This window comes from Saccharothrix sp. AJ9571 (assembly GCF_021725495.1).
Taxonomy (GTDB): domain Bacteria; phylum Actinomycetota; class Actinomycetes; order Mycobacteriales; family Pseudonocardiaceae; genus Amycolatopsis; species Amycolatopsis magusensis.
On record NZ_CP091382.1, the window covers coordinates 8258365 to 8278787 of the forward strand.

The window sequence follows — 20423 nt, forward strand, 5'->3', positions numbered from 1 at the left end:
CCTATTGCTCCACAGGCCGGTGATGCTCCATGTCTTCTTCAACCACGATGTCTCTGCAAGCCAGGGATCTTTCGTTCAGCTACGGCGACCGCGTCGTCTTCGACGGGCTCGACCTGGTGGCCAGCGCCGGGCAGCGGCTCGGACTGGTCGGCGAGAACGGCATCGGCAAGTCCACGCTGCTGCGCCTGCTCGCCGGGCTCGAAGAGCCGCACGCCGGTACCGTGCAACGCGGTGCCGACCTCGGGTTCCTGGTGCAGGAGCTGCCCTTCCCCGGCGACGCACGGCTTTCCGACGTCATCGACGACGCGCTCAGCGAGATCCGCGACGCCGCCACCCGGCTCGATCAGCTGACCGAACGGCTGGCCAGGGCACCGGAGGATCAGGCCGTGCTCGACGAGTACGGCCTGGTCCTGGAATGGGCGCAGGCCCACGACCTGTGGGACGCCGACCGCCGCGCCAAGCTGGTGTGCGACGGGCTCGGCTTGGCGGGAATCGCGCCGGACCGGCCCCTCGGCACGCTTTCCGGCGGCCAGCGGTCCCGGCTGGGCCTGGCCGCCCTGCTCATCCGGCAGCCGGCCACCCTGCTGCTCGACGAGCCGACCAACCACCTGGACGACGCCGGGATGGAGTTCCTCGAACGCCACCTCGCCGCGTTGCCCGGCGTGGTCGTGCTGTCCTCGCACGACCGCGTCTTCCTCGACGCGGTGTGCACCGACATCGTCGACCTGGACCCGGCGCTCGGCGGCCCGACCCGGTACGGCGGCACGTATTCCGACTACCTGGTCCAGAAACGGGCCGAACGGGCGCGCTGGGCACAGCGGTACGCGGAGGAACAGGACGAACTCAGGCAACTGAAGGAAGCCGTGGCGGTGACCGCGCGCGACGTCGCGCACAACCGGCCGCAGCGCGACAACGCGAAGATGCTCTACGACTTCAAAACCGGTCGCGTGCAGAAGCAGATCTCGCGGCGGGTGCGCAACGCCCAGTTGCGCTACGAGGAACTGCGCCGTGACCAGGTCCGCAAACCGCCCGCCCCGCTGCGGTTCTCGGCGAACCTGACCGCGGCCGCCGCCGAGGACAAGCTCGCCCTGTCCGCGCGGGGCATCGACGTACCCGGGAGGCTCCACATTGGACAACTCGATCTCACCACCGACGACCGGCTGCTGATCACCGGCGGCAACGGCGCCGGGAAGTCGACGCTGCTCGACGTCCTGGCCGGGCGGCTGGTCCCGGAATCCGGCACGGTCAGCCGCGGCAGCGGGATCAGGATCGGTTTCCTGGAACAGGACGTCGTGTTCCCCGACCCGAGCCGGACACCGCGGCAGCTCTCCGGCGACGGCACGCTGAGCGAGCTGGGCCTGATCGCCCGCCGTGACCTGGACCGGCCGGTCGGGCACCTCTCGGTCGGGCAGCGGCGGCGGGTCGCGCTGGCGCTCCTGCTCGGTGAGCCACCGCACGTGCTGCTGCTCGACGAACCGACCAACCACATCTCCCTCACCCTGGCCGAGGAGCTGTTCGCCGCGCTGGGCACCGCGCCCGGTGCCGTGGTGATCGCCTCACACGACCGCTGGCTCCGCCGCGGCTGGACCGGCCGGGAACTGAGGCTGCGAGACGGAAAGGAGGACCGCGCTTGAGTAGGACGACCACCGCGCAACTGAGCCTGCACGCGGTCTCGAAGGCTTATCCCGGCCATCGTGTGCTGCGGGACGTGACGTTCTCCGTGCGCCCCGGTGAACGAGCCGGGATCGTCGGCGAGAACGGCTCGGGAAAGTCCACGCTGCTCCAGCTGGTGGCGGGTTCGGTGCGGCCGGATTCCGGGGAGGTCAGCGTGTGTTTTCCGGGCGGTGTGGGCTTTCTCGACCAGGTACTCGCCCTCTCACCGGAAGCCACCGTGGCCGATGCCGCGGACAGCGCACTGGCCGATCTCCGCTGGCTCGAAGCCGAACTACGCCGCCTGGAAAGGAAGATGTCCGATGAGGACCTGACGCGGTACGGCGCGCTGCTGGCCGAGTTCGAACGCCGCGATGGGTACACAGTGGACGCCCGGCTGGCGGAGACACTGGACACGCTCGGGCTTTCCGGTCTCTCGCGGGAGCGGCGGCTCGGGGAGCTGTCCGGTGGTGAGCGGGCCAGGCTGGCACTGGCCGCCGTGCTCGCGGCCGATCCCGAGTTGCTGCTGCTCGACGAACCGACCAACCACCTCGACGCGCAAGCGCTGAGCTGGCTGGAGAACCGGTTGCGCCGGCATCGCGGCACGGTGGTGGCCGTCTCGCACGACCGGCTGTTCCTCACCGCCATCACCACCACGCTGCTGGAGGTGGACTCCGGCACGGTCCGGCGCTACGGCACCGGGTACGACGGCTACCTCCGCGAACGCCGTGCCGCGCGGCTGCGGTGGGAGCAGGCGTATGAGGACTGGCGGGCGGAGCTCACGCGCTGGACCGAGTTCGCCGAGCACACCGCGTACCGGGTGGCGCCGGGGCGCCCGATGGCCGACCACAACAAGTGCAAGTACCACGGGGACGGGCGCCGGGTGCAGCAGTCGATCACCACCCGCACCCGGTCGGCCAGGGAACGGCTCGGGCGGTTGCGGGCGAAACCGGTGCCGAAGCCACCCGATCCGCCGCGGTTCACCAGCAGTGCCCGCACCACGGGCGAAGCCGAAGGACCGTTGCTGGAGGTGTCCGCGGTGGACATTCCCGGCCGGATCGCCTTCGACGGACTGACCCTGCGAGCGGGCGACCGCCTGCTGGTCACCGGGCCGAACGGCGCGGGCAAGTCGAGCCTGCTGCGGGTGCTGGCCGGTGAGCTGGCGCCCGGTGCGGTCCGGGCGCACGGGCGCATCGGCTACCTGCCGCAGGACGAACCGGCCGCCTCCGGCCCGCTTTCGGTGGGCCAGCGGCGGCGGGCCCGGCTCGACCGGCTGCTGGCGAACCCGGTCGACGTCCTGCTGCTCGACGAGCCGACGAACCACTTCTCGCCGGTGCTCGTCGAGCAACTGGAAGCCGCGCTGCGGGACTACCCGGGGGCGGTCGTCGCCGTTTCGCACGACCGCCTGTGGCAGCGCCGCTTCCGCGGCCGGGAACTCGCTGTCCGCGCGGGACGGTCAGAGAGCGATCCCGAGTAGGGCGTCGACGGCGTCGCGCACGAGTCCGGGCGCGGCGCTGTCGGTCCCCCGCCGGGTCAGGGCTTCGTCCACCCAGGCGTCGACGGCCGCGAGCGCCTTGGGCGTGTCGAGGTCGTCGGCGAGGTGCTCGCGCAGCCGGGCCACGGTGTCCTCGGCGGCCGGTCCGGCGGGCAGCGAGATCGCCTCGCGCCAGCGGGACAGCCGCGCCTCGGCGGCTTCGAGCACCTCGTTCGTCCACGACCGGTCGCTGCGGTAGTGCCCGGCGAACAGGCCGAGCCGGATCGCGCCGGGGTCCACCTTGTCCGCGCGCAGGCGGGAGACGAACACCAGGTTTCCCTTGGACTTCGACATCTTCTCACCGTCGAGGCCGATCATCCCCGCGTGCACGTAGTGCCGCGCGAACGGGTGCTCGCCGGAGAGCGCCTCGGCGTGCGCGGCGCTGTATTCGTGGTGCGGGAACGCCAGGTCGGAACCCCCGCCCTGGACGTCGAAGCCCATGCCGAGCCGGTTCACCGCGATCGCGCTGCACTCGATGTGCCAGCCGGGACGACCGGCGCCCAGTTCGGACTCCCACGACGGCTCACCGGGCCGCGCGACGCGCCAGAGCAGCGCGTCCAGCGGGTCCCGCTTGCCCGCGCGATCGGGGTCGCCGCCGCGCTCGGCGAAGAACTTCGCCATGGTCTCGGCGTCGTACCCGGACTCGTAGCCGAACCGGCCGCTGCCGTCCTTGGCGAAGTAGATGTCGGGGTACTCCGGGTCGTCCACCCGGTAGGCCAGGCCGCTGGCCAGCAGCTTGCCGATCACCTCGACGATCTCCGGGATGGTCTCCACCGCGCCGACGAAGTCGCGGGGCGGGATCACCCGCAGCGCTTCCATGTCCTCGCGGAACAGCGCGGTCTCGCGCATGCCGAGCACCACCCAGTCGTCCTGGTCGCGCGCGGCCCGTTCGAGCAGCGGGTCGTCGATGTCGGTGACGTTCTGTACATAGTGGACCTCGTGCCCGGCGTCCCGCCAGAGCCGGTTCACCAGGTCGAACGCCAGGTAGGTGGCCGCGTGCCCGAGGTGGGTGGCGTCGTACGGGGTGATCCCGCAGACGTACAACCGGGCCGTCGATCCCGGCGCCGTCGGCCGGAGCTGCCCGGTCGAGGTGTCGTGGAGCCGCAGGGGACGGGAGGTCCCGGGCACCCGGGGCACAGGAGTCGATGACCAAGTCTGCATACGCTCCAGCGTAAGCCGACCCCCGCGGTGCCTTCCCGCCCGGTGGGATGATCGGACGGGAAGGCGGGGGCGCTACTCCGCCCTTGCGGAGTTCGCCACCACGGCGTCGCGGATGAACTCCGCGAGGCCCGGGCGCTGGTCCGGCTCGCGCACGAGGAACCCGAGCTGTGCCGGTTCGGTCACGTAGAGCGCGGCGACGTTGCGATGCATCTCATACCCGCACTCCCCCATGAACGCCCCGAGCATCCGCCGGTGCTCTTCCACGAGGTCCATCGCCGCCTCGCTGTCCGGTGCCGCGCCCTCGTCGAGCAGCGCCAGCAACCGCTCGACCCAGTCCTGCCGGACCCGCTCGGCCTCGGCCCAGTCCTGCTTGCCCATCGGCTCGGTGTGCTGCCGCGCCCACTGCCACTCCGGCGTCCCGCCCCAGCGCGCGGCGGCCTGCTCCGCGTAGCCCTCCGGCTCGCGGAAACCACCGAATACCTCCAGCTTCTCCTCCGGTGTCAGTGCTTCGCCCATGATCTTCGCCTCCAGCACGTGCTCGACGGACGCGACCATGCGCTGCAACCGCTCGATCCTTTCGTGGAGCAACTCGCGCTGGCGCTTGAGGTGCCCGATCGGATCGGCCGACGGTTCGTCCACAATGGCCGCGATCGTCTCGAGGGGGAAGCCCAGCTCCCGGTACAGCAGGATGCGCTGCAACCGGTCCAGGTCGGTGTCGCTGTAGCGGCGGTACCCGGCGGCGCTGCGGCCGCTCGGGGTGAGCAGGCCGATCTCGTCGTAGTGGTGCAGCGTGCGCACGGTCACCCCGGCGAGTTCGGCCACCCGGCCGACCGGCAAGCCCACGGCGTTCCCCTCTCCCCTTCGGCCGGTGTCCCGGCCCTGACGAAGGCCACTCTGGGTCCTCACGTCGCGTGAGGGTCAAGCCCGATCCGGCCACTGCGCCGAGGCCGACCAGAGCAGGGCCAGCCCGGCGGTCAGGTCCTCGCCGTTCGGCGCGCCTTCCGGATCGAGCAGCCACTGCACGGAAAGCCCGTCGCAGACGGCGATGACGAAGCTCGCCACCGCCGCGCAGCGCGGGTCGTCGGCGGACCAGCCCTCGCCGAGGGACTGCGCCACCAGCCCGGCCACCCGGCCCCGGCAGCGCCGGTACTGCTCGGCGAACTGCTCGCGCAGCGACGGCACCCGCTCGGCCTGCGCCAGAGCCTCCACATAGGACAGCAGGAGCGCGCGGCGGGTGTCGAGGTTGTCCAGGAACGCCGTCCAGGTGACCCGGCCGCGCTCGATCGGCGGCACGCCGGGCTCGGCCATCGCGATGTCGGCCAGCTGGTTGGTCCACTCCTCGAAGACCTCGCCGATCGCCGCGGTGAGCAGGCCCGCCTTGGACCCGAAGTGGTACCCGATCGAGGCCAGGTTGGTGCCCGAGGCGGCGACCAGGTCGCGCGCGGTGATGTGCGCGTAGCCCTTGTCCTCGAGCAGCCGCCGCGCGGCGGCCAGCAGTTCTTCGCGGTGACCCACCAGCACAGCGTAGGTGCTGGGACACCTGGACACCCGATCTATACGCGCGTATAAATCGGGGCAGACGCCTCGGGAGGAGACGCCATGACCAGCACCGCACCGACCCGTCCCGCCACCCGCCCGGCCGGATCCGCGGCGCTGCCGCCGGGACCGCGCCTGCCGGTCGCCGTGCAGACCGTGCTCTTCGGCAGCTTCCGCCAGTTCCTGCTGCCGCTGGCGCGCCGGCGCTACGGCGACGTGGTCCGGCTGCGGATCTACCCCGAGCGCGACGTGGTCTCGCTGTCGGACCCCGAGCACATCAAGGCCGTGTTCACCGGCCAGGCCACCACCTTCCACGCCGGTGAGGGCAACGCGGTGCTCAAGCCGCTGATGGGCGAGCACTCGGTCCTGCTCACCGACGAGGACGAGCACATGCGGGCGCGCAAGCTGCTGATGCCCGCGTTCAACGGCGCGGCGCTGCGCGGGTACCGCGACATGGTCACCGAGCTGACCGTGGCCGAGGTCCAGCGGTGGCCCCACGATCGGGTTTTCCGTTCACACGCACGGATGCAGGCGCTGACGCTGGAGGTGATCCTGCGCGTGGTGTTCGGGGTGGCCGACGGACCACGCCTGGACCGGCTGCGCGTCCTGCTGGGCCGGTTGCTCGACATCAGCCCGCTGGACATCTTCGGCTGGCACAACGCGAACCTGCAGAAGTTCGGCCCGTGGAAGCGCAACGCCCAGAGGCAGCGGGAGATCGACGAGCTGATCTACGCCGAGATCGCCGACCGCCGCCGCGCGGACGACCTGGACGCGCGCGGCGACGTGCTGTCCCGCCTGCTCACCGTGCCGGGTGACGATCCGCTGTCCGACGCGGAACTGCGCGACCAGCTGATCACCCTGCTGCTGGCCGGGCACGAGACCACCGCGACCACGCTCGCCTGGGCCTTCCACGAACTCGCCCGCGATCCCGCCCACCTGCGCGTGGCCACCGAAGCCGCCGATTCCGGCGACGAGAAGTACCTCGAAGCGGTGACGAAGGAAGCGATGCGCCTGCACCCGGTGATCCACGAGGTCGCGCGGCGGCTCACCGAGGACGTCGAGGTCGGCGGCTACCTGCTGCCCGCCGGGTTCACCGTGCAGCCGTCGATCGCGCTGGTGCACGCCGATCCGGCGCACCACCCCGACCCGGCGCGGTTCCGGCCGGAGCGCTTCCTCGACGGCGCGCCGCCCGCCGGCACCTGGTTCCCGTTCGGGGGCGGGGTCCGCCGCTGTCTCGGCGCCGGGTTCTCCTTGATGGAAGCCAATGTCGTGCTGCGCGAGGTGCTGCGCCGCTTCCACCTGTCGCCCGATCGGCCCAACCGGGAACACGCGAAAGCCCGGCACATCACCATGGTTCCCGCCCGCGGCGCGAGAATCCTTGTCACTGGGCGGAATTGATCAGTCCCGCCGGTCGGATCGCCACCAAAAGGTGACGTGATTCGTGTTGCACCCCGTGCCCGGAAAGCGACTCACCCAGAGGCACACTTTCCGAGCACAAGGGGATGGGGACATGACGGACGGCGCGAGCAGGACCACGGGGCGGTATCTGGTCCTGCTGGAAGAGGATTCAGCCGTGGCGGGGGCCCGGAGCATGGCCGACGTCGCCGGACTGCGGACGGCGAGCACGGCGGACCTGTACGACACCGCGACGGCGGGCTCGCTCGGCGACGCCGACGGACTGCTGTTGCACGAGCTGGGCGTGGCGGTGGTGACGGCGGGTGAGGACCAGGTCGCCGCGCTCACCGCGGCGGCGGACGCGCCGGGGCCGATCTCCCGGATCGAGCCCGAGCGCACGGTCTTCGCGATCTCCCCGGCCGCGCCGACCGCGGAGCAGGCCGCGATCGACGAGAAGCTGTTCACCTGGGGCCTGCAGGCCACCCGGGCGCACGAGAGCCAGTTCAGCGGCAAGGGCGTCCGGGTCGCCGTGCTGGACACCGGCGTGGACGTCGGCCACCCCGACTTCGCCGGGCGCACGCTGGTCACCAGCTCGTTCGTCACCGGTGAGGACGTGCAGGACGCCAACGGCCACGGCACGCACTGCATCGGCACCTCGTGCGGGCCGCGCAAGGTCGACGGCGGGCCGGGCTACGGCATCGCCTACGAGGCCGAGATCTACGCGGGCAAGGTGCTGGGCAACTCCGGTTCCGGTTCCGACGGCGGCATCCTGGCCGGCATCTCCTGGGCGATCAGCAACGGCTGCGCGATCATCTCCATGTCGCTGGGCGCGGACACCAACCCGGGTGACCCGTTCTCGCCGATCTACGAGCAGGTCGCCCAGCGCGCGCTCGGCCGCGGCACGCTGATCATCGCCGCGGCGGGCAACGCCAGCGAGCGGGCGAACGGCCGCATCGCGCCGATCGGGCACCCGGCGAACTGCCCGTCGATCCTCGCCGTCGGCGCGGTCGACCCGGCGGGCGCGATCGCCGACTTCTCCTCCGGTTCGGTGGACGCGGGCCACGGCGTGGACATCGGCGGGCCGGGCGTGAACGTGCACTCGGCGTGGCCGATGCCGAAGCGCTACCGCAGCATCAGCGGCACCAGCATGGCCACGCCGCACGTGTCCGGCCTGGCCGCGCTCGTCGCGCAGAAGTACGGCGCCCGGGGCTGGGAACTGTGGGGCAGGCTCTCGCAGTGCTCGCTGCGCACCGGGTTGTCTTCGCAGGACTCAGGTGTTGGACTGGTCCAGGCGCCCTGAGCCGGTCGCCGTAACCAGCGAGGAGCGGCGATGACCGAGGACCGCAAAGTGATCGTGTCCATCGCCGACGAGGAACTGTCCTCGATCCCGGCGGTGGTGAGCGCGCTGGAAGAGGCGGGCCTCACCGTCGACGCGGTGCTCGAACCGATCGGCACGGTGACCGGGTCGATCGGCTCGAGCGACGTCGCCGCGCTGCAGGACGTGCCCGGGGTGCGGGACGTGGAACTGCAGCGTGACGTAGACACGCGCTGATACCCGCTCTGACTCAGAAGCGGTTTCGCAGGTAGTCGTCCACCACGGCGGCGCCGAGTCCGTCCAGGTCCGGCGCCACCACCCGCCCGCCGGAGCGGCGGGCGATCAGGTTCACGAACGAGGTCAGGCGCGGGTCGTCACCGAGGCGGAACACGGTGACGGCCGCGCCCAGCTTCGCCAGCCGGTCCACCTCGGTCAGGGTCCGGCGGATGGTCTGCGGCAGCGGCGGGTAGGAGAACTCCGCCTCGCCGTCGGCCTCCAGGTGGGCGGTCGGCTCGCCGTCGGTCACCATCAGCACCACCGGCCGCGCGCCCGGGTGCCGCCGCAGGTGCCGTCCGGCCAGCAGCAGCGCGTGGTGGGCGTTCGTGCCCTGCTCCCACGCCCCTTCCAGGCCGACCAGGTCACCCAGCTCGACCGGTGCCGCGTAGCGCCCGAAGGTGATCAGCTGCAGCGCGTCGTGGCGGAACCGGGTGGAAATCAGCTGGTGCAGGGCCAGCGCGGTGCGCTTCATCGGCAGCCACCGGCCCTCCTGCACCATCGACCACGAGGTGTCCACGCACAGCGCGACCGCGGCCCGCGACCGGTGCTCGGTCTCGGCGATCTCCACGTCGGAGACGTCCAGCCGCACCGCCGCGCCACCGGCGGAAGCGTTGCGCAGCACGGCGTTGCGCACGGTGCGCGACGCGTCCCACGGCTGGGTGTCCCCGAAGCGCCACAGCCGGGTCGAACCGGTCGGCTCGCCCGCCGCGCCCGCCGAAGCGGTTTCACGGTCGCCCGTGCGCCCGCGCAGTGAGCGCACCACGTCCGACAGCGCCGTCTCCCCCAGCCTGCGCAATGCCTTGGGAGACAAGCGAAGCGACCCGTCCGGCGAACGTTCGAACAACCCCTGCCCACGCAGTTCGCGTTCCAGTTCGGACAGCCGGCGGGCGTCCACGGCCGCGTCCTGGCCGAGCTGGCGGGTCAGCGCCTCCAGGTCGAGGTCGTCCAGACTCGCCCCGGGATAGGACTGCGAGAGCTGTTCGGCCAACGCGTCCAATTCGGCGAGATCGGCCATCGCCTGCGCGCCCTCACCGAGTCCCATCGGGTTGTTCCCGCGGAACCGCCCGGCCGACTCCCAGTCCTCACCCGGCCGCAGCGCCCGCAGCTGGGAGTCGAGATTGGCCAGCTGCTGCGCGAGCTCGGGACTGCCGAACGCCTGCTGCGACAGCTCGGCCAGTTCGGCGCGCTGCTCCGGGGTCATCGAGTTGAGCATGCGCTGGGCCGCCGCCGACCGGGCGGCCAGCGCGTCGATCAGCTCGTCGATGTTCTTCGGGTTCTCCGGGAAGTACTCGCCGTGCCGCCGCATGAACTCGGCGAAGCGCTCGGGGACGTCGGAGAAGCCCTGCGCGTGCGCGGCGAGCAGCGCGTTGAGGTCGGCCAGCATCTGCCGGACCCGCTCGACGTCCTCGGGCCGCGTGCTCTGCAAAGCCTCCTTCATGCCCTCGAACCGGGAATCCAGCAGCTCCTTGCCGAGCAGCTCCTGGATCTTCTCGAAGTTCTCGCGGCCCTGTTCGGACCGCCACGAGTACTCGGCCAGCTCCCGCACCGCCGCCGCGGTGCCAGGGGGCAACGCGTCCAAGCGGGCTTCGTCGAACCGCGCGTCGTCGGACGGATCCGGGAACAGCGCGCGCTTCTCCGCGTCGAGCGCTTCGCCCAGCAGGCGCCGGACCTCGTTGAGCGTGCCGTCGAGGTTGTTGCGCCGCTGGATCTCCGAGCGCCGCTGCCAGATGCGGCGGGTCAGCTCGTCCAGCCCGGTGGTGCCGCGGCTGCCACGCCGCAGCAGTTCCTCCAGTGCCGCGCGGGGCGACGAGCCGCCCAGCACGTCCCGGCCGATCTCGTCGAGCGCGTCGCGGAGATCGGCGGGCGGGGCCAGCGGGTCGGGACCGTCGTGCCACGGCCCGTACGCGTAGGTCATGGCCCGTACACCGTGCTGGACCCGTCCTCGTCCTTGGCCACCCGGCGGGCGAGGTACAGCGATTCCAGTGCCAGTTCGACCGCGGCGGCGATGCGCCCCGGCGAGTCGTCGGCGGACACGCCCGCGCGGTGGGCGACTTCGTGCAGCAGCGGCAGTTCGGGCAGCGCGGCGAGCACGTCGGCCCCCGGGACGCGGTCACCGGTGGCGACCAGGTGCCCGTCGGCGATCACGTCGGCCAGCGGACGCAGGTCGAGCCCGGCGAACCGCTCGCGCGCGGTCTCGGCGACCGCCCGGCGCAGCAGGTGCACCAGGTGCTCGGTCTCGCGGCCCTCCTCCCCGGGTTCGAATTCGAGCTTGCCTCGCAGCACGGCGGGCACGGCCTCCAGGTCGACCGGGCGGGCGACGGCGGGTTCTTCACCGGTCAGCGCGGAGCGTCGCAACGCCGCCGCCGCAACGGTTTCCGCCGCCGCGACGGCGAACCGCGCGGACACGCCGGAGCGCTGGTCGATCACGCTGGACTCGCGCAGGTTGCGGACGAACCGGGCGAGCACCTCCAGCAGCGGGTCCCCCACCTCGGCGACCAGCCGCGCCTCCTGCCGCACCACACCCACCTCGGCCGACAGCTCCAGCGGGTAGTGGGTGCGGATCTCGGCGCCGAAGCGGTCCTTCAGCGGGGTGATGATCCGGCCGCGGTTGGTGTAGTCCTCGGGGTTCGCGGTGGCCACCACGAGCACGTCGAGCGGCAGCCGCAGCGTGTAGCCGCGGACCTGGATGTCGCGCTCCTCCATCACGTTGAGCAGGGCCACCTGGATGCGCTCGGCCAGGTCGGGCAGTTCGTTGATCGCCACGACGCCGCGGTGCGCCCGCGGCACCAGTCCGAAGTGGATGGTCTCGGGGTCGCCGAGGCTGCGCCCCTCGGCCACCTTCACCGGGTCGACGTCGCCGATCAGGTCGCCGACCGAGGTGTCCGGGGTGGCCAGCTTCTCGGTGTAGCGCTCGGTCCGGTGCAGCCAGGCGACCGGCAGCTCGTCGCCGAGTTCGGCGGCGCGGCGGCGTGAGGCCGGGGTGATCGGGTCGAGCGGGTGCTCGGGCAGTTCGGCGCCCTCGATCACCGGCGTCCACTCGTCGAGCAGGCCGGCCAGGGTGCGCAGCAGGCGCGTCTTGCCCTGCCCGCGTTCGCCGAGCAGGACCACGTCGTGCCCGGCCAGCAGCGCGCGTTCCAGCTGCGGCAGCACGGTGCGGCCGAAGCCGACGATGCCCGGCCACGGGTCCTTGCCGGCCCGCAGGGCGGTGAGCAGGTTGTCGTGGATCTCGGTTTTCACACCGCGCGGGGTGTACCCGGCGGCGCGGAGCTCCCCCGCGGTGCGGGGCAGGTGTGCTGGTGCGGAGTTCACCCCACCGACGCTACTGACCTCGGCGGCCTCCGTCGACGTGGACCAGCTCCAGGGCCCGGTACGCTTGGCATCCGTGTGCTGTCCCAGTGCGTCCCTCGCGGTCTGGTCCTCGGCGTGGCTCCACGGTGCCGCGGCCTCCGACGACGCCCTCGACGCGCTCCGGGTGTGGGGCGAGGACCACGAGGTGGTGGCCGCCGACCCGCTCGTCGCCGACGCCTTCGACATCCCGGTCACCGGCGAGCGCCCGGCCGGGCTCGCGACCTTCCTGACCGCGTTGCGCCGCCTCGACGCCGGCTCCGCGCGGCTCGTGCTGCCCGCGCCCGGCGACGTGCGCGGTCTCGGCGGTGGTGGCCCGCTGACCGAAGCCGCGCTGCGCTCGGGTGAGGCGGTGGTCTTCCCGGACGTCGGGTACGGCGTGGTGCCGGAGACGATCGCCGAAGGCCTGCTGCGCTGGACCGTGCACCGGATCACCACGGCGGCGCCGATGGAGTACGTCGCGCTCGGCGAGGCCGAGCACGACCTGACCAGCGCGACCAGGAACAGCGCGGGCGCGCTGCAGGAGCTGGACGTGGCCAGGGAACGCCCTGGCGTGCGCGCCGAACTGTCCGAACGCCTGCGCCGCACGGCCCACGTGAGCTGGCCGTCCGGTACTCCCGGCCGCGCGCTCCGCGTGTTGCAGCGAGCCGAAGAGATCGGCGCGATCCTCGCGCTCGCCCACGCCGACGACCCGGGCGGCGCGCTCTCGGCGTCAGCTGCCCTTCGCCGTGCCGACGCGCTGCGTCCCCTGCACGACGCCGTCCGGACCGCCCGGTTCGCCGCCGTCAACGAGACGATCCGGGTCTTCGCCGACCAGCCGGACCGGTTGCCGTGATCGTGCTGGCGCACGTGAGCGACCTGCACCTCGACGGCGGGCCGCGCAGCCTGGACCGGGCGGCCCGCGTGTTCGCCCACCTCGACGGCCTGCCGGGCGAACTCGACGCGGTACTGGTGACCGGCGACCTGGCCGATCACGGCCTGGCCGAGGAGTACGAGCAGGTCGCCAAGCTGTTCGCCGGTCCGCCCAAGCCGCTGCACTGCCCCGGCAACCACGACGCGCGCGGGCCGTACCGGGAGGTCCTGCTCGGCGAACAGGCCTCCGGCGAGCCGATCAACCAGGTGCACCGCGTCGGCGGCGCCGTGTTCGCCCTGTGCGACTCCAGCGTCCCCGGTCGCGCCGGCGGCCACCTCGACGACGGAACGCTCGCCTGGCTCGAGTCGGTCCTCGCCGGCGCCGGGGACGATCCGGTGTTCGTGTGCTTCCACCACCCGCCGGTCGTGCTGCACATCCCGTACGTCGACGACATCGGGCAGTCGGGCGCCGGCCGGCTGGCCGCGCTGCTCGGCCGGTACCCCAACGTGGTCGCGGTGCTGTGCGGCCACGCGCACACGGGTGCGGCGAGCACCTTCGCGGGCCTGCCCCTGCTCGTCGCGCCGGGTGTCGTGTCGACGGTCAACCTGCCGTGGGAAAGCGACGAGACCACCGACCTCGACGCGCCGCCGTCGATCGCCTTCCACATCCTGGACGACGACCGGCGGCTGACCACGCACTACCGCGTCGTCCCACCGGGCGCCTGAGCCGACAGGGCGCGGATCGCTCCGGTGATCCCCTTCTTGTCGTAGCTGTGGGTGGGCATGGTCGCCGCGTGGGCGTGGCGGATGATGCCGTCCCGGTCGATCAGCAGGCTGCCGGACTGCTGCAGCGCGCCGAACACCTTGCGCAGCAACCCGACCGCTTCGTGCGGTGTGCCGTGGCGGCCGGTGACCACCTGGAACGGCGGCTTCCGCTTCGCCCGCCAGGCCGCGGCCTGCGCCCGGCCTTCGGGGACGGCGACCAGGACACGCACGTCGGCGGCCGTCAGCTCCGCGAGATCCTTGACATGGCTGTTGCACACGGGACAGGTGGTCGAGCGCGCGAAGTACAGCAGCACGTTGTCCTTGCCGCGGTAGTCCGCGAGCCGGACGGCGTGCCCCTCGGTGTCTTCGAGTGCGAGGTCGGGGACGGTGGTACCGATTTCGAGCATGACGAAACTCCTCGGAAATGGCTGGCGAGGTCTACCGTGCGTCCAGCAGCAGCTGGCGGACCGCGGCCCTGGCCCGGTGCAGCCGGGACTTCATCGCGGGCGTGCTGAGGCCGAGCGCGTCGGCGACCGCGCGGCCGGAATAGCCCTGGATGTCCCGCATGATCAGGACGCGACGCTGGTCGGCGGGCAGCTCGGCGATCGCCGCGGCCACCCGTTGCGCCTCCAGCCGTTGCAGGACGTCGTCCTCCGCGGACACCACCGCGCCCGGATGCGCCAGGTCGTCACCACGCCACGCTCGCCGGGCCCGGCGAAGGCATTCGTGGCGCACGATCCGGAACATCCACGACGCGAGCGCGCCCGAAGCCCGCAGGGTGCCGATCTTGCGGTACAGGATGATCAGCGCTTCCTGCGCCGAGTCCTCCGCGTCCTCCGGCGACGCGCACAGAGAGCGCGCGAAACGCTGCACGTGCGGGTGTGAACCCGAGACCAGGGCGGCGATGGCACCGGGGTCCCCGCCCTGCGCGGCGGCGACCAAGGTCTCCCGGGGCCACCCATCCTGGTCCACGGCGTCCACGGCGTCCACGGCAACCTCCTCCAGCACCGGGACTGTCCCGGCCCCTACAAGAGTCGGTTCCCGGTGAGAAGGATTCAGCTCACCGGACGCCGCCGGGCCGGTTCGCAGCAGGCGATCGCGCAGGGCGCGCCGTTGACCGTGCAGCCCGCCACCGGGAAGTCCGACAGCTTCCGCGCGGGGGCACCGGAAACCTGCTCGCGGATCAGTTCCACGACCAGCTCGGCGAACCGGGGATCGGTGCCGGGCGTGGCCGCGCGGGCGAAGCCCATCCCGAGCTCCTGCGCGCGTTCGGCGGCTTCGTTGTCCAGGTCCCAGATGACCTCGAGGTGGTCGGAGACGAAGCCGACCGGGCAGACGACCACCGAGCGCACGCCCTCGGCGTGCAGCGCGTCGATGTGGTCGACGATGTCCGGTTCGAGCCACGGCACCTGCGGCGGGCCGGAACGCGACTGCCACACCACGTCGTAGGTCTCGACCCCGGCCTCGGCCGCCACCAACCGCGCCGCTTCGGCGATCTGGCGCGAATACCGGTGCCCGCCCTCTTCGGGTGGCCCGGCTGCTTTGTCCGCGCTGAGGGGCACCGAGTGGGCGACGAACACGATCCGGGCGCCCGCCGGGTCGTCCAGTTCGGCGCGAGCCGTGCGCAGGGCGTCGGCGAAGGCGCCGATGAACAGCGGGTGGTCGAAGAACTGGCGCAGCTTGGTCAGTTCCGGCGCGTCCTCGCCGACCGCCGACCGCGCGCGCTCGATGTCCTCGTCGTACTGGCGGCAGGCGGAGTAGCCACCGTAGGCGCTCGTCGGGAAGACCAGCGCGCGGCGCACGCCGTCGGCCCGCATCCTGGCCAGCGTGTCCTCGACCATGGGCTGCCAGTTGCGGTTGCCGAAGTAGATCGGCAGGCCGATGCCCTGTGCCGCGAGTTCCTTCTCCACCGCCGCGATCGCGTCGCGGTTGAGCCGGTTGATCGGCGAGACCCCGCCGAAGTGCTGGTAGTGCTCGGCGACCTCTTCGAGGCGCTCGCGCGGCACACCCCGCCCGCGCGTCACGTTCTCCAGGAACGGCATGACCTCGTCCGGGCCCTCGGGACCGCCGAACGACAACCAGAGCAACGCGTCGTAACCCACGGTGTCCATCTTCCCCCGGTGACCCCGGCCACGCTTGCCCGGGGGTTTTGCAACAGTCGGTCCAAAACAGGTAGGGTGCTGCCATGGCCCGCCCCCGCGAATTCGACGAGCGAGCCGCCATCGACTCCGCGATGCACGCGTTCTGGCGAGGCGGCTACGAAGGCACGTCGACCCAGCAGCTCTGCGAAGCCACCGGACTCGGGCGCAGCAGCATCTACAACACCTTCAGCAGCAAGCACGCGTTGTTCGTCCGCGCGCTGCAGCACTACTGCGACACCGCGACCCAGCACCAGATCGACTTCCTCGAGCGGCCGGGGTCGCCGCGCGAGAAGCTGCGCACCCTGCTGCTGGGCACCATCGAGGACGAGTTCACCAGCGACCACCGCGGCTGCCTCGCGGTGAACACGCTCGCCGAACTCGGCGACAAGGACCCGGAGGTCGGCGCCCAGCTGGCGAAGGACACCGAGCGCTACGTGGCCGCGATGCACGCCGTGGTGCTCGCCGGGCAGCGCGAAGGCGAGATCGGCACCGGCCACGACGCGCTGGTGCTGGCCCGGTTCCTGCACAGCCAGATCGCCGCGCTGCGGCTGAGCGCGCGCAGCGGCACCGACCGCCCCACGCTCGAACGCATCGCGGAACTCGCCCTCAGCACGCTCTGACCTCCCCTCCACACCCGCCCGGCCTTGTGCTGCCCACATTTTGAACCAGTCGATCCAAAACGAAGGGGGACGGATGCCGATCGCCGTCTACGTACTGGCGCTGAGCATCTTCGCGCTCGGCACCTCGGAGTTCATGCTGTCCGGGCTGCTGCCGCCGATCGCCGCCGACCTCGGCGTCAGCATCCCCGACGCCGGGCTGCTGATCTCGGCGTTCGCCGTGGGCATGCTGGTGGCCGCGCCACTGCTGGCCGCGGCCACGCTCCGGTTGCCGCGCAAGCTCACCCTGCTCGGCATGCTCGCGATCTTCCTGCTGGGCAACGTGGTCGGCGCCGTCGCGCCCACCTACGGGCTGCTGTTCGCCTCACGGGTGGTCAGCGCGGCGGCCGCCGCCGGGTTCTGGGCGGTCGCCGCGGTCACCACGGTGGCGATGGTGCCGCCGGAACGACGTGGCCGCGCGCTGGCGGTGATGGCGGGCGGGCTGACCGTGGCCAACGTGCTCGGCGTGCCGGCGGGCACCCTCCTCGGCCAGTTCGCGGGCTGGCGCTCGGCGTTCTGGGCGGTGGCGGCGCTGACCGCCGTGGCGATCGCCGGGGTGCTGCTGCTGGTTCCGTCGATCCGGCCCGCCGCCGAGCGCCCGAGCCTGCGCGGCGAACTGCGGTCCTACCGCGATCCCCGGCTGTGGCTGGCTTTCGGCATCACCTCGGCCAGCACCGCGATGGCGATGGCGACCTTCAGCTACCTGGCTCCCCTGCTCACCGAGGTGAGCGGCCTGCCGGCCGGCTGGCTGCCCGGCGTGCTCGGGTTGTACGGCGTGGGCGCGGTCATCGGCATCACCCTGGGCGGGCGGCTCGCCGATGTCCATCCACTGAGGACACTGGGGGGCGGGATCGGCGCGGCGGTGGTGGTGCTGGCGGTGCTCGCGGCGGCCGGTTCGTCGGCCGCGGTCGCGGTGACGGCGGCGTTCCTGCTGGGGCTGACCGGTTTCCTGACCAACCCCGCGCTCAACGTCCGCGTGTTCGCGCTGGCCTCGGCCGCACCGACGCTGGCCGGTGCCAGCAACGTCTCCGCGTTCAACGCCGGGATCGTGGTGGCGCCGTGGCTGGGCGGCCTGACCATCGACGCCGGCCTCGGCTACCTCAGCGTCACCTGGGTGAGCATCGCACTAGGCGTGCTGGCCCTCGGTGGCGTCGCGCTCGCCTCCGCGCTGCAGCAGCGGGACGAACGCGCACTGGTTCTCGCCTGAAATCCCTGAGAGGAAAGGAAAACCCATGACCCGCGAGGTGCTGGCGGAACTCGACCGCCGGATGGCCGACTACGACCCCGGCCGGATCGCCGAACTGTTCGCCGAGACCGTCGACTGGGACATCCCCGGCGACACCGCGGTCGTGCCGTGGATCGGCAAGCGCACCACCCGCGCCGAGGTCCGCGAGTTCTTCGCCGACCTGGACCGCTATCTGGAGCGGGACGTCTACGAGGTGGAACGGACCTTTGTGGACGGTGAGCAGGCGGTGCGCACCGGGCACCTGCGCTCGCGGGTCCGGTCCACCGGCCGCTGGATCGAGACCCGGTTCGCCATCGAACTGACCGTGACCGGCGGCCGGATCACCCGGTACCACCTGCACGAGGACAGCTGGCACGTCGCCGACGCCACTCGGCCCGCCTGACGCCATAAGCTCCTGAGCCAGGTGGCGGCTCCGCTCAATGCTATGAGTGGGGCATTACTTGCGTTGAATGCAAGTAATGCCCGGTGGTCTCAACCGATGGTTGCAACTTAGGTTGGTTGGGATAGTAGTTCACGTAGGCATCGGGCTGGTGTGTGCCAGCCCAGTGTCTGGCGTGGGCGGTTGTTGAGTTCGGTGGCGACGTGGGCGAGGTCTTGGGCGGTGTGGGTCGTCAGGTTGGTGTGTTTGGGGAAGTACTGGCGGAGTAGTCCGTTGGTGTTTTCGTTGGAGCCGCGTTGCCAGGGGCTGGCGGGGTCGGCGAAGTAGATGGGCATCCGGGTGGCCAGGGTGATGTCGGGGTGGCGGGCCATTTCGTTGCCGCGGTCCCAGGTCATGGAGCGGCGTAGATGCTGGGGCAGGGCGGTGATGGCGGGGATCATCGCGTCACGGACCTGTTCGGCGGTGTGCCCGTCGGGCAGGTGGAGCAGGATGACGAAGCGGGTGGAGCGCTCGACCAGGGTCCCGATCGCGGAGGTGTTGGCGCTGCCGAGGATGAGGTCGCCTTCCCAGTGTCCGGGTACTGCGCGGTCGGCGGCTTCGGCGGGGCGCTGGGAGATCGGGATCGGGTGGCCCAGTTTCGAGGTTTGCGCGCGGGCGCGGGCCCGGTTACGCGGGACCCGCAGTGCCCGCCCGGTGCGCAAACAGGCGGCCAGTTCCCGCCGCAGCGCACCCCGGGCCTGGACGAACAGTGATTGGTAGATCGCTTCCGGGCTGATGCGCATGCCGGGGTCGTCGGGGAACTGCTCGGGCAGGGTGGCGCTGATCTGCGCGGGGGACCATTTCTGGTTCAGCCCGGCCTGGACCTGCTCACGCAGTTGCCGGTGCACGGCCAGTTTCGCCGGTTTCGGCCGTTTGCCGCGTTCGCGGGCCAGTTCGTGCGCGACCGAGGCCCGGTAGTGTTCTCGCGCATCGGTGCCGGCGTGTTCGGTGCCCAGCACCCGGCCCACGGTGCGGTCGATCTCCCGGCCGATGGTGGACTTGTCCCGCCCCAGCCGGGCGGCGATCTGCGTGTTGGACTCACCCCGGGCGATCCCCACCGCGATCTCCTCCCGCTCGGCCAGGCTCAAAAACCGGCCCGACCCCGGCCGGGGAATCCTCGCGTTCGCACTCACCCCACCAGCCTGAGCGAACCACCGCCGCCCTGTCTCGTGCGACACGCCCACCACCCGCGACGCCGCCCGCACCGACAACCCCGCCCGCACCCCCTCCCAAAACCCCGCCACCACACCCACCGGCAACAACCGACGACCCATCACAACCCCTCCTCACTCAGGAGTTGCAACCACCGCTAGACACCGCGCCCCACTCATAGCATTCGCCAGGCTTGGCGGGAGGGTCAGAGGCCGAGGGTGTGCACGCCGCCGTCGACCCAGATCATCGAGCCGGTGGTGGCGGGCAGCCAGTCCGAGAGCACCGCGCAGATGGACTTCGCCACCGGCGTCGGGTCCTGGGTGTTCCAGCCCAGCGGGGCCTTCTCGCCCCACATGTCCTCCAACTCGCCGAAGCCGGGGATGGACTTCGCGGCCATGGTCTTCACCGGACCGGCCGAGACCAGGTTCACCCGGATGCCCTTCGGCCCCAGTTCCCGTGCCAGGTAGCGGTTGACCGACTCCAGCGCCGCCTTCGCCACGCCCATCCAGTTGTAGGCGGGCCAGGTCACGCGGGCGTCGAAGTCCATGCCGACCACCGACGCGCCCTCGCCGAGCAGCGGCAGCACCGCGGTGGTCAGCGACTTGAACGAGTACGCCGACACCTCCACCGCGACCGAGACGTCCTCACGCGGGGCGTCCAGGAACGGCGCGCCGAGGCAGCTCTGCGGGGCGAACCCGATCGAGTGCAGCACCCCGTCCAGGCCGTCGACGTGCTCGCGCACCCGGTCGGCCAGCGTGTCCAGGTGCTCGTTGTTTTGCACGTCCAGCTCGATCACCGGCGCGGGCTCGGGCAGGCGCTTGGCGATCCGCTCGACCAGCGACATCCGCCCGAAGCCGGTGAGCACCACCTTCGCGCCCTGCTCCTGCGCCACCTTCGCGGCGTGGAAGGCGATCGAGCCGTCGGTGATCACCCCGGTGATCAGCAGGCGCTTGCCTTCGAGCAGTCCGGTCACAAATACCT

The 20423-nt window shown here is 71.7% G+C and carries 20 protein-coding genes; 10 read left to right on the top strand and 10 right to left on the bottom strand.

What is annotated here, in order from left to right; genetic code table 11:
- Positions 1-29: 29 nt before the first annotated feature.
- Both L3Q67_RS37220 and L3Q67_RS37225 read left to right on the top strand, forming a co-directional pair.
- Positions 30-1634, top strand: a complete 1605-nt coding sequence (locus tag L3Q67_RS37220; protein ID WP_499186100.1) for an ABC-F family ATP-binding cassette domain-containing protein — start codon at positions 30-32, stop codon at positions 1632-1634.
- Positions 1631-3127: an ABC-F family ATP-binding cassette domain-containing protein gene (locus L3Q67_RS37225; protein WP_499186101.1), complete on the top strand. Its 1497-nt coding sequence runs from the start codon at positions 1631-1633 to the stop codon at positions 3125-3127. The genes L3Q67_RS37220 and L3Q67_RS37225 overlap by 4 nt, the downstream gene beginning before the upstream one ends.
- Here the strand turns inward: L3Q67_RS37225 and mshC are convergent.
- The 3 genes from mshC to L3Q67_RS37240 form a co-directional block, all read right to left on the bottom strand.
- On the bottom strand, positions 3107-4345 hold the full coding sequence (mshC, locus tag L3Q67_RS37230; RefSeq protein ID WP_499186102.1) for a cysteine--1-D-myo-inosityl 2-amino-2-deoxy-alpha-D-glucopyranoside ligase: 1239 nt from the start codon (positions 4343-4345) through the stop codon (positions 3107-3109). The two genes, L3Q67_RS37225 and mshC, sit on opposite strands and share 21 nt — an antisense overlap.
- 72 nt (positions 4346-4417) lie before the next feature.
- On the bottom strand, positions 4418-5188 hold the full coding sequence (locus L3Q67_RS37235) for a MerR family transcriptional regulator (protein ID WP_499186103.1): 771 nt from the start codon (positions 5186-5188) through the stop codon (positions 4418-4420).
- Positions 5189-5263: 75 nt separating this feature from the next.
- Positions 5264-5860: a TetR/AcrR family transcriptional regulator gene (locus L3Q67_RS37240; protein WP_499186104.1), complete on the bottom strand. Its 597-nt coding sequence runs from the start codon at positions 5858-5860 to the stop codon at positions 5264-5266.
- Between the two features lie 84 nt (positions 5861-5944).
- On the opposite strand from L3Q67_RS37240, the gene L3Q67_RS37245 reads away from it, so the two are divergent.
- From L3Q67_RS37245 to L3Q67_RS37255, 3 genes are all read left to right on the top strand, one after another.
- The gene (locus L3Q67_RS37245; protein WP_499186105.1) at positions 5945-7279 is read left to right on the top strand and encodes a cytochrome P450; all 1335 of its coding nucleotides are present in this window, start codon (positions 5945-5947) and stop codon (positions 7277-7279) included.
- Positions 7280-7391: 112 nt separating this feature from the next.
- On the top strand, positions 7392-8576 hold the full coding sequence (locus L3Q67_RS37250; protein WP_499186106.1) for a S8/S53 family peptidase: 1185 nt from the start codon (positions 7392-7394) through the stop codon (positions 8574-8576).
- A gap of 30 nt (positions 8577-8606) precedes the next feature.
- A complete protein-coding gene (locus L3Q67_RS37255; RefSeq protein ID WP_499186107.1) occupies positions 8607-8828 on the top strand; it encodes a hypothetical protein in 222 nt (73 codons plus the stop codon).
- Between the two features lie 13 nt (positions 8829-8841).
- Here L3Q67_RS37255 and L3Q67_RS37260 read toward each other — a convergent pair whose 3' ends face one another.
- On the bottom strand, positions 8842-10782 hold the full coding sequence (locus L3Q67_RS37260; RefSeq protein ID WP_499186108.1) for a vWA domain-containing protein: 1941 nt from the start codon (positions 10780-10782) through the stop codon (positions 8842-8844).
- A complete protein-coding gene (locus L3Q67_RS37265; protein ID WP_499186109.1) occupies positions 10779-12176 on the bottom strand; it encodes a MoxR family ATPase in 1398 nt (465 codons plus the stop codon). The genes L3Q67_RS37260 and L3Q67_RS37265 overlap by 4 nt, the downstream gene beginning before the upstream one ends.
- A gap of 73 nt (positions 12177-12249) precedes the next feature.
- Between L3Q67_RS37265 and L3Q67_RS37270 the strand changes: the two genes are divergently transcribed.
- On the top strand, positions 12250-13047 hold the full coding sequence (locus L3Q67_RS37270) for an Rv1486c family protein (protein ID WP_499186110.1): 798 nt from the start codon (positions 12250-12252) through the stop codon (positions 13045-13047).
- Positions 13044-13790, top strand: coding sequence for a phosphodiesterase (locus L3Q67_RS37275; protein WP_499186111.1), 747 nt, complete (start codon positions 13044-13046; stop codon positions 13788-13790). The genes L3Q67_RS37270 and L3Q67_RS37275 overlap by 4 nt, the downstream gene beginning before the upstream one ends.
- On the opposite strand, the gene L3Q67_RS37280 is transcribed toward L3Q67_RS37275, so the two are convergent.
- The 3 genes from L3Q67_RS37280 to L3Q67_RS37290 form a co-directional block, all read right to left on the bottom strand.
- Positions 13763-14236: a peroxiredoxin family protein gene (locus tag L3Q67_RS37280; protein WP_499186112.1), complete on the bottom strand. Its 474-nt coding sequence runs from the start codon at positions 14234-14236 to the stop codon at positions 13763-13765. The two genes, L3Q67_RS37275 and L3Q67_RS37280, sit on opposite strands and share 28 nt — an antisense overlap.
- A gap of 31 nt (positions 14237-14267) precedes the next feature.
- Positions 14268-14819 (bottom strand): RNA polymerase sigma factor, encoded by a 552-nt coding sequence (locus L3Q67_RS37285; protein WP_499186113.1) that lies wholly within the window; start codon positions 14817-14819, stop codon positions 14268-14270.
- A 65-nt stretch (positions 14820-14884) separates the two neighbouring features.
- A complete protein-coding gene (locus L3Q67_RS37290; protein ID WP_499191735.1) occupies positions 14885-15931 on the bottom strand; it encodes a ferrochelatase in 1047 nt (348 codons plus the stop codon).
- An 83-nt stretch (positions 15932-16014) separates the two neighbouring features.
- Between L3Q67_RS37290 and L3Q67_RS37295 the strand changes: the two genes are divergently transcribed.
- The 3 genes from L3Q67_RS37295 (at position 16015) to L3Q67_RS37305 (ending at position 18254) form a co-directional block, all read left to right on the top strand.
- Positions 16015-16590 carry a TetR/AcrR family transcriptional regulator gene (locus tag L3Q67_RS37295; RefSeq protein ID WP_499186114.1) on the top strand — a complete coding sequence of 192 codons (576 nt, stop codon included), beginning with the start codon at positions 16015-16017 and terminating at the stop codon, positions 16588-16590.
- A gap of 73 nt (positions 16591-16663) precedes the next feature.
- Positions 16664-17833 (top strand): MFS transporter, encoded by a 1170-nt coding sequence (locus L3Q67_RS37300; protein WP_499186115.1) that lies wholly within the window; start codon positions 16664-16666, stop codon positions 17831-17833.
- Between the two features lie 25 nt (positions 17834-17858).
- Positions 17859-18254, top strand: a complete 396-nt coding sequence (locus L3Q67_RS37305; protein ID WP_499186116.1) for a nuclear transport factor 2 family protein — start codon at positions 17859-17861, stop codon at positions 18252-18254.
- 107 nt (positions 18255-18361) lie between these two features.
- Here the strand turns inward: L3Q67_RS37305 and L3Q67_RS37310 are convergent, their stop codons facing one another.
- The gene (locus tag L3Q67_RS37310) at positions 18362-19564 is read right to left on the bottom strand and encodes an IS30 family transposase (RefSeq protein ID WP_499184553.1); all 1203 of its coding nucleotides are present in this window, start codon (positions 19562-19564) and stop codon (positions 18362-18364) included.
- Between the two features lie 83 nt (positions 19565-19647).
- Positions 19648-20415 (bottom strand): enoyl-ACP reductase, encoded by a 768-nt coding sequence (gene fabI / locus L3Q67_RS37315; RefSeq protein WP_499186117.1) that lies wholly within the window; start codon positions 20413-20415, stop codon positions 19648-19650.
- Positions 20416-20423: the final 8 nt, after the last annotated feature.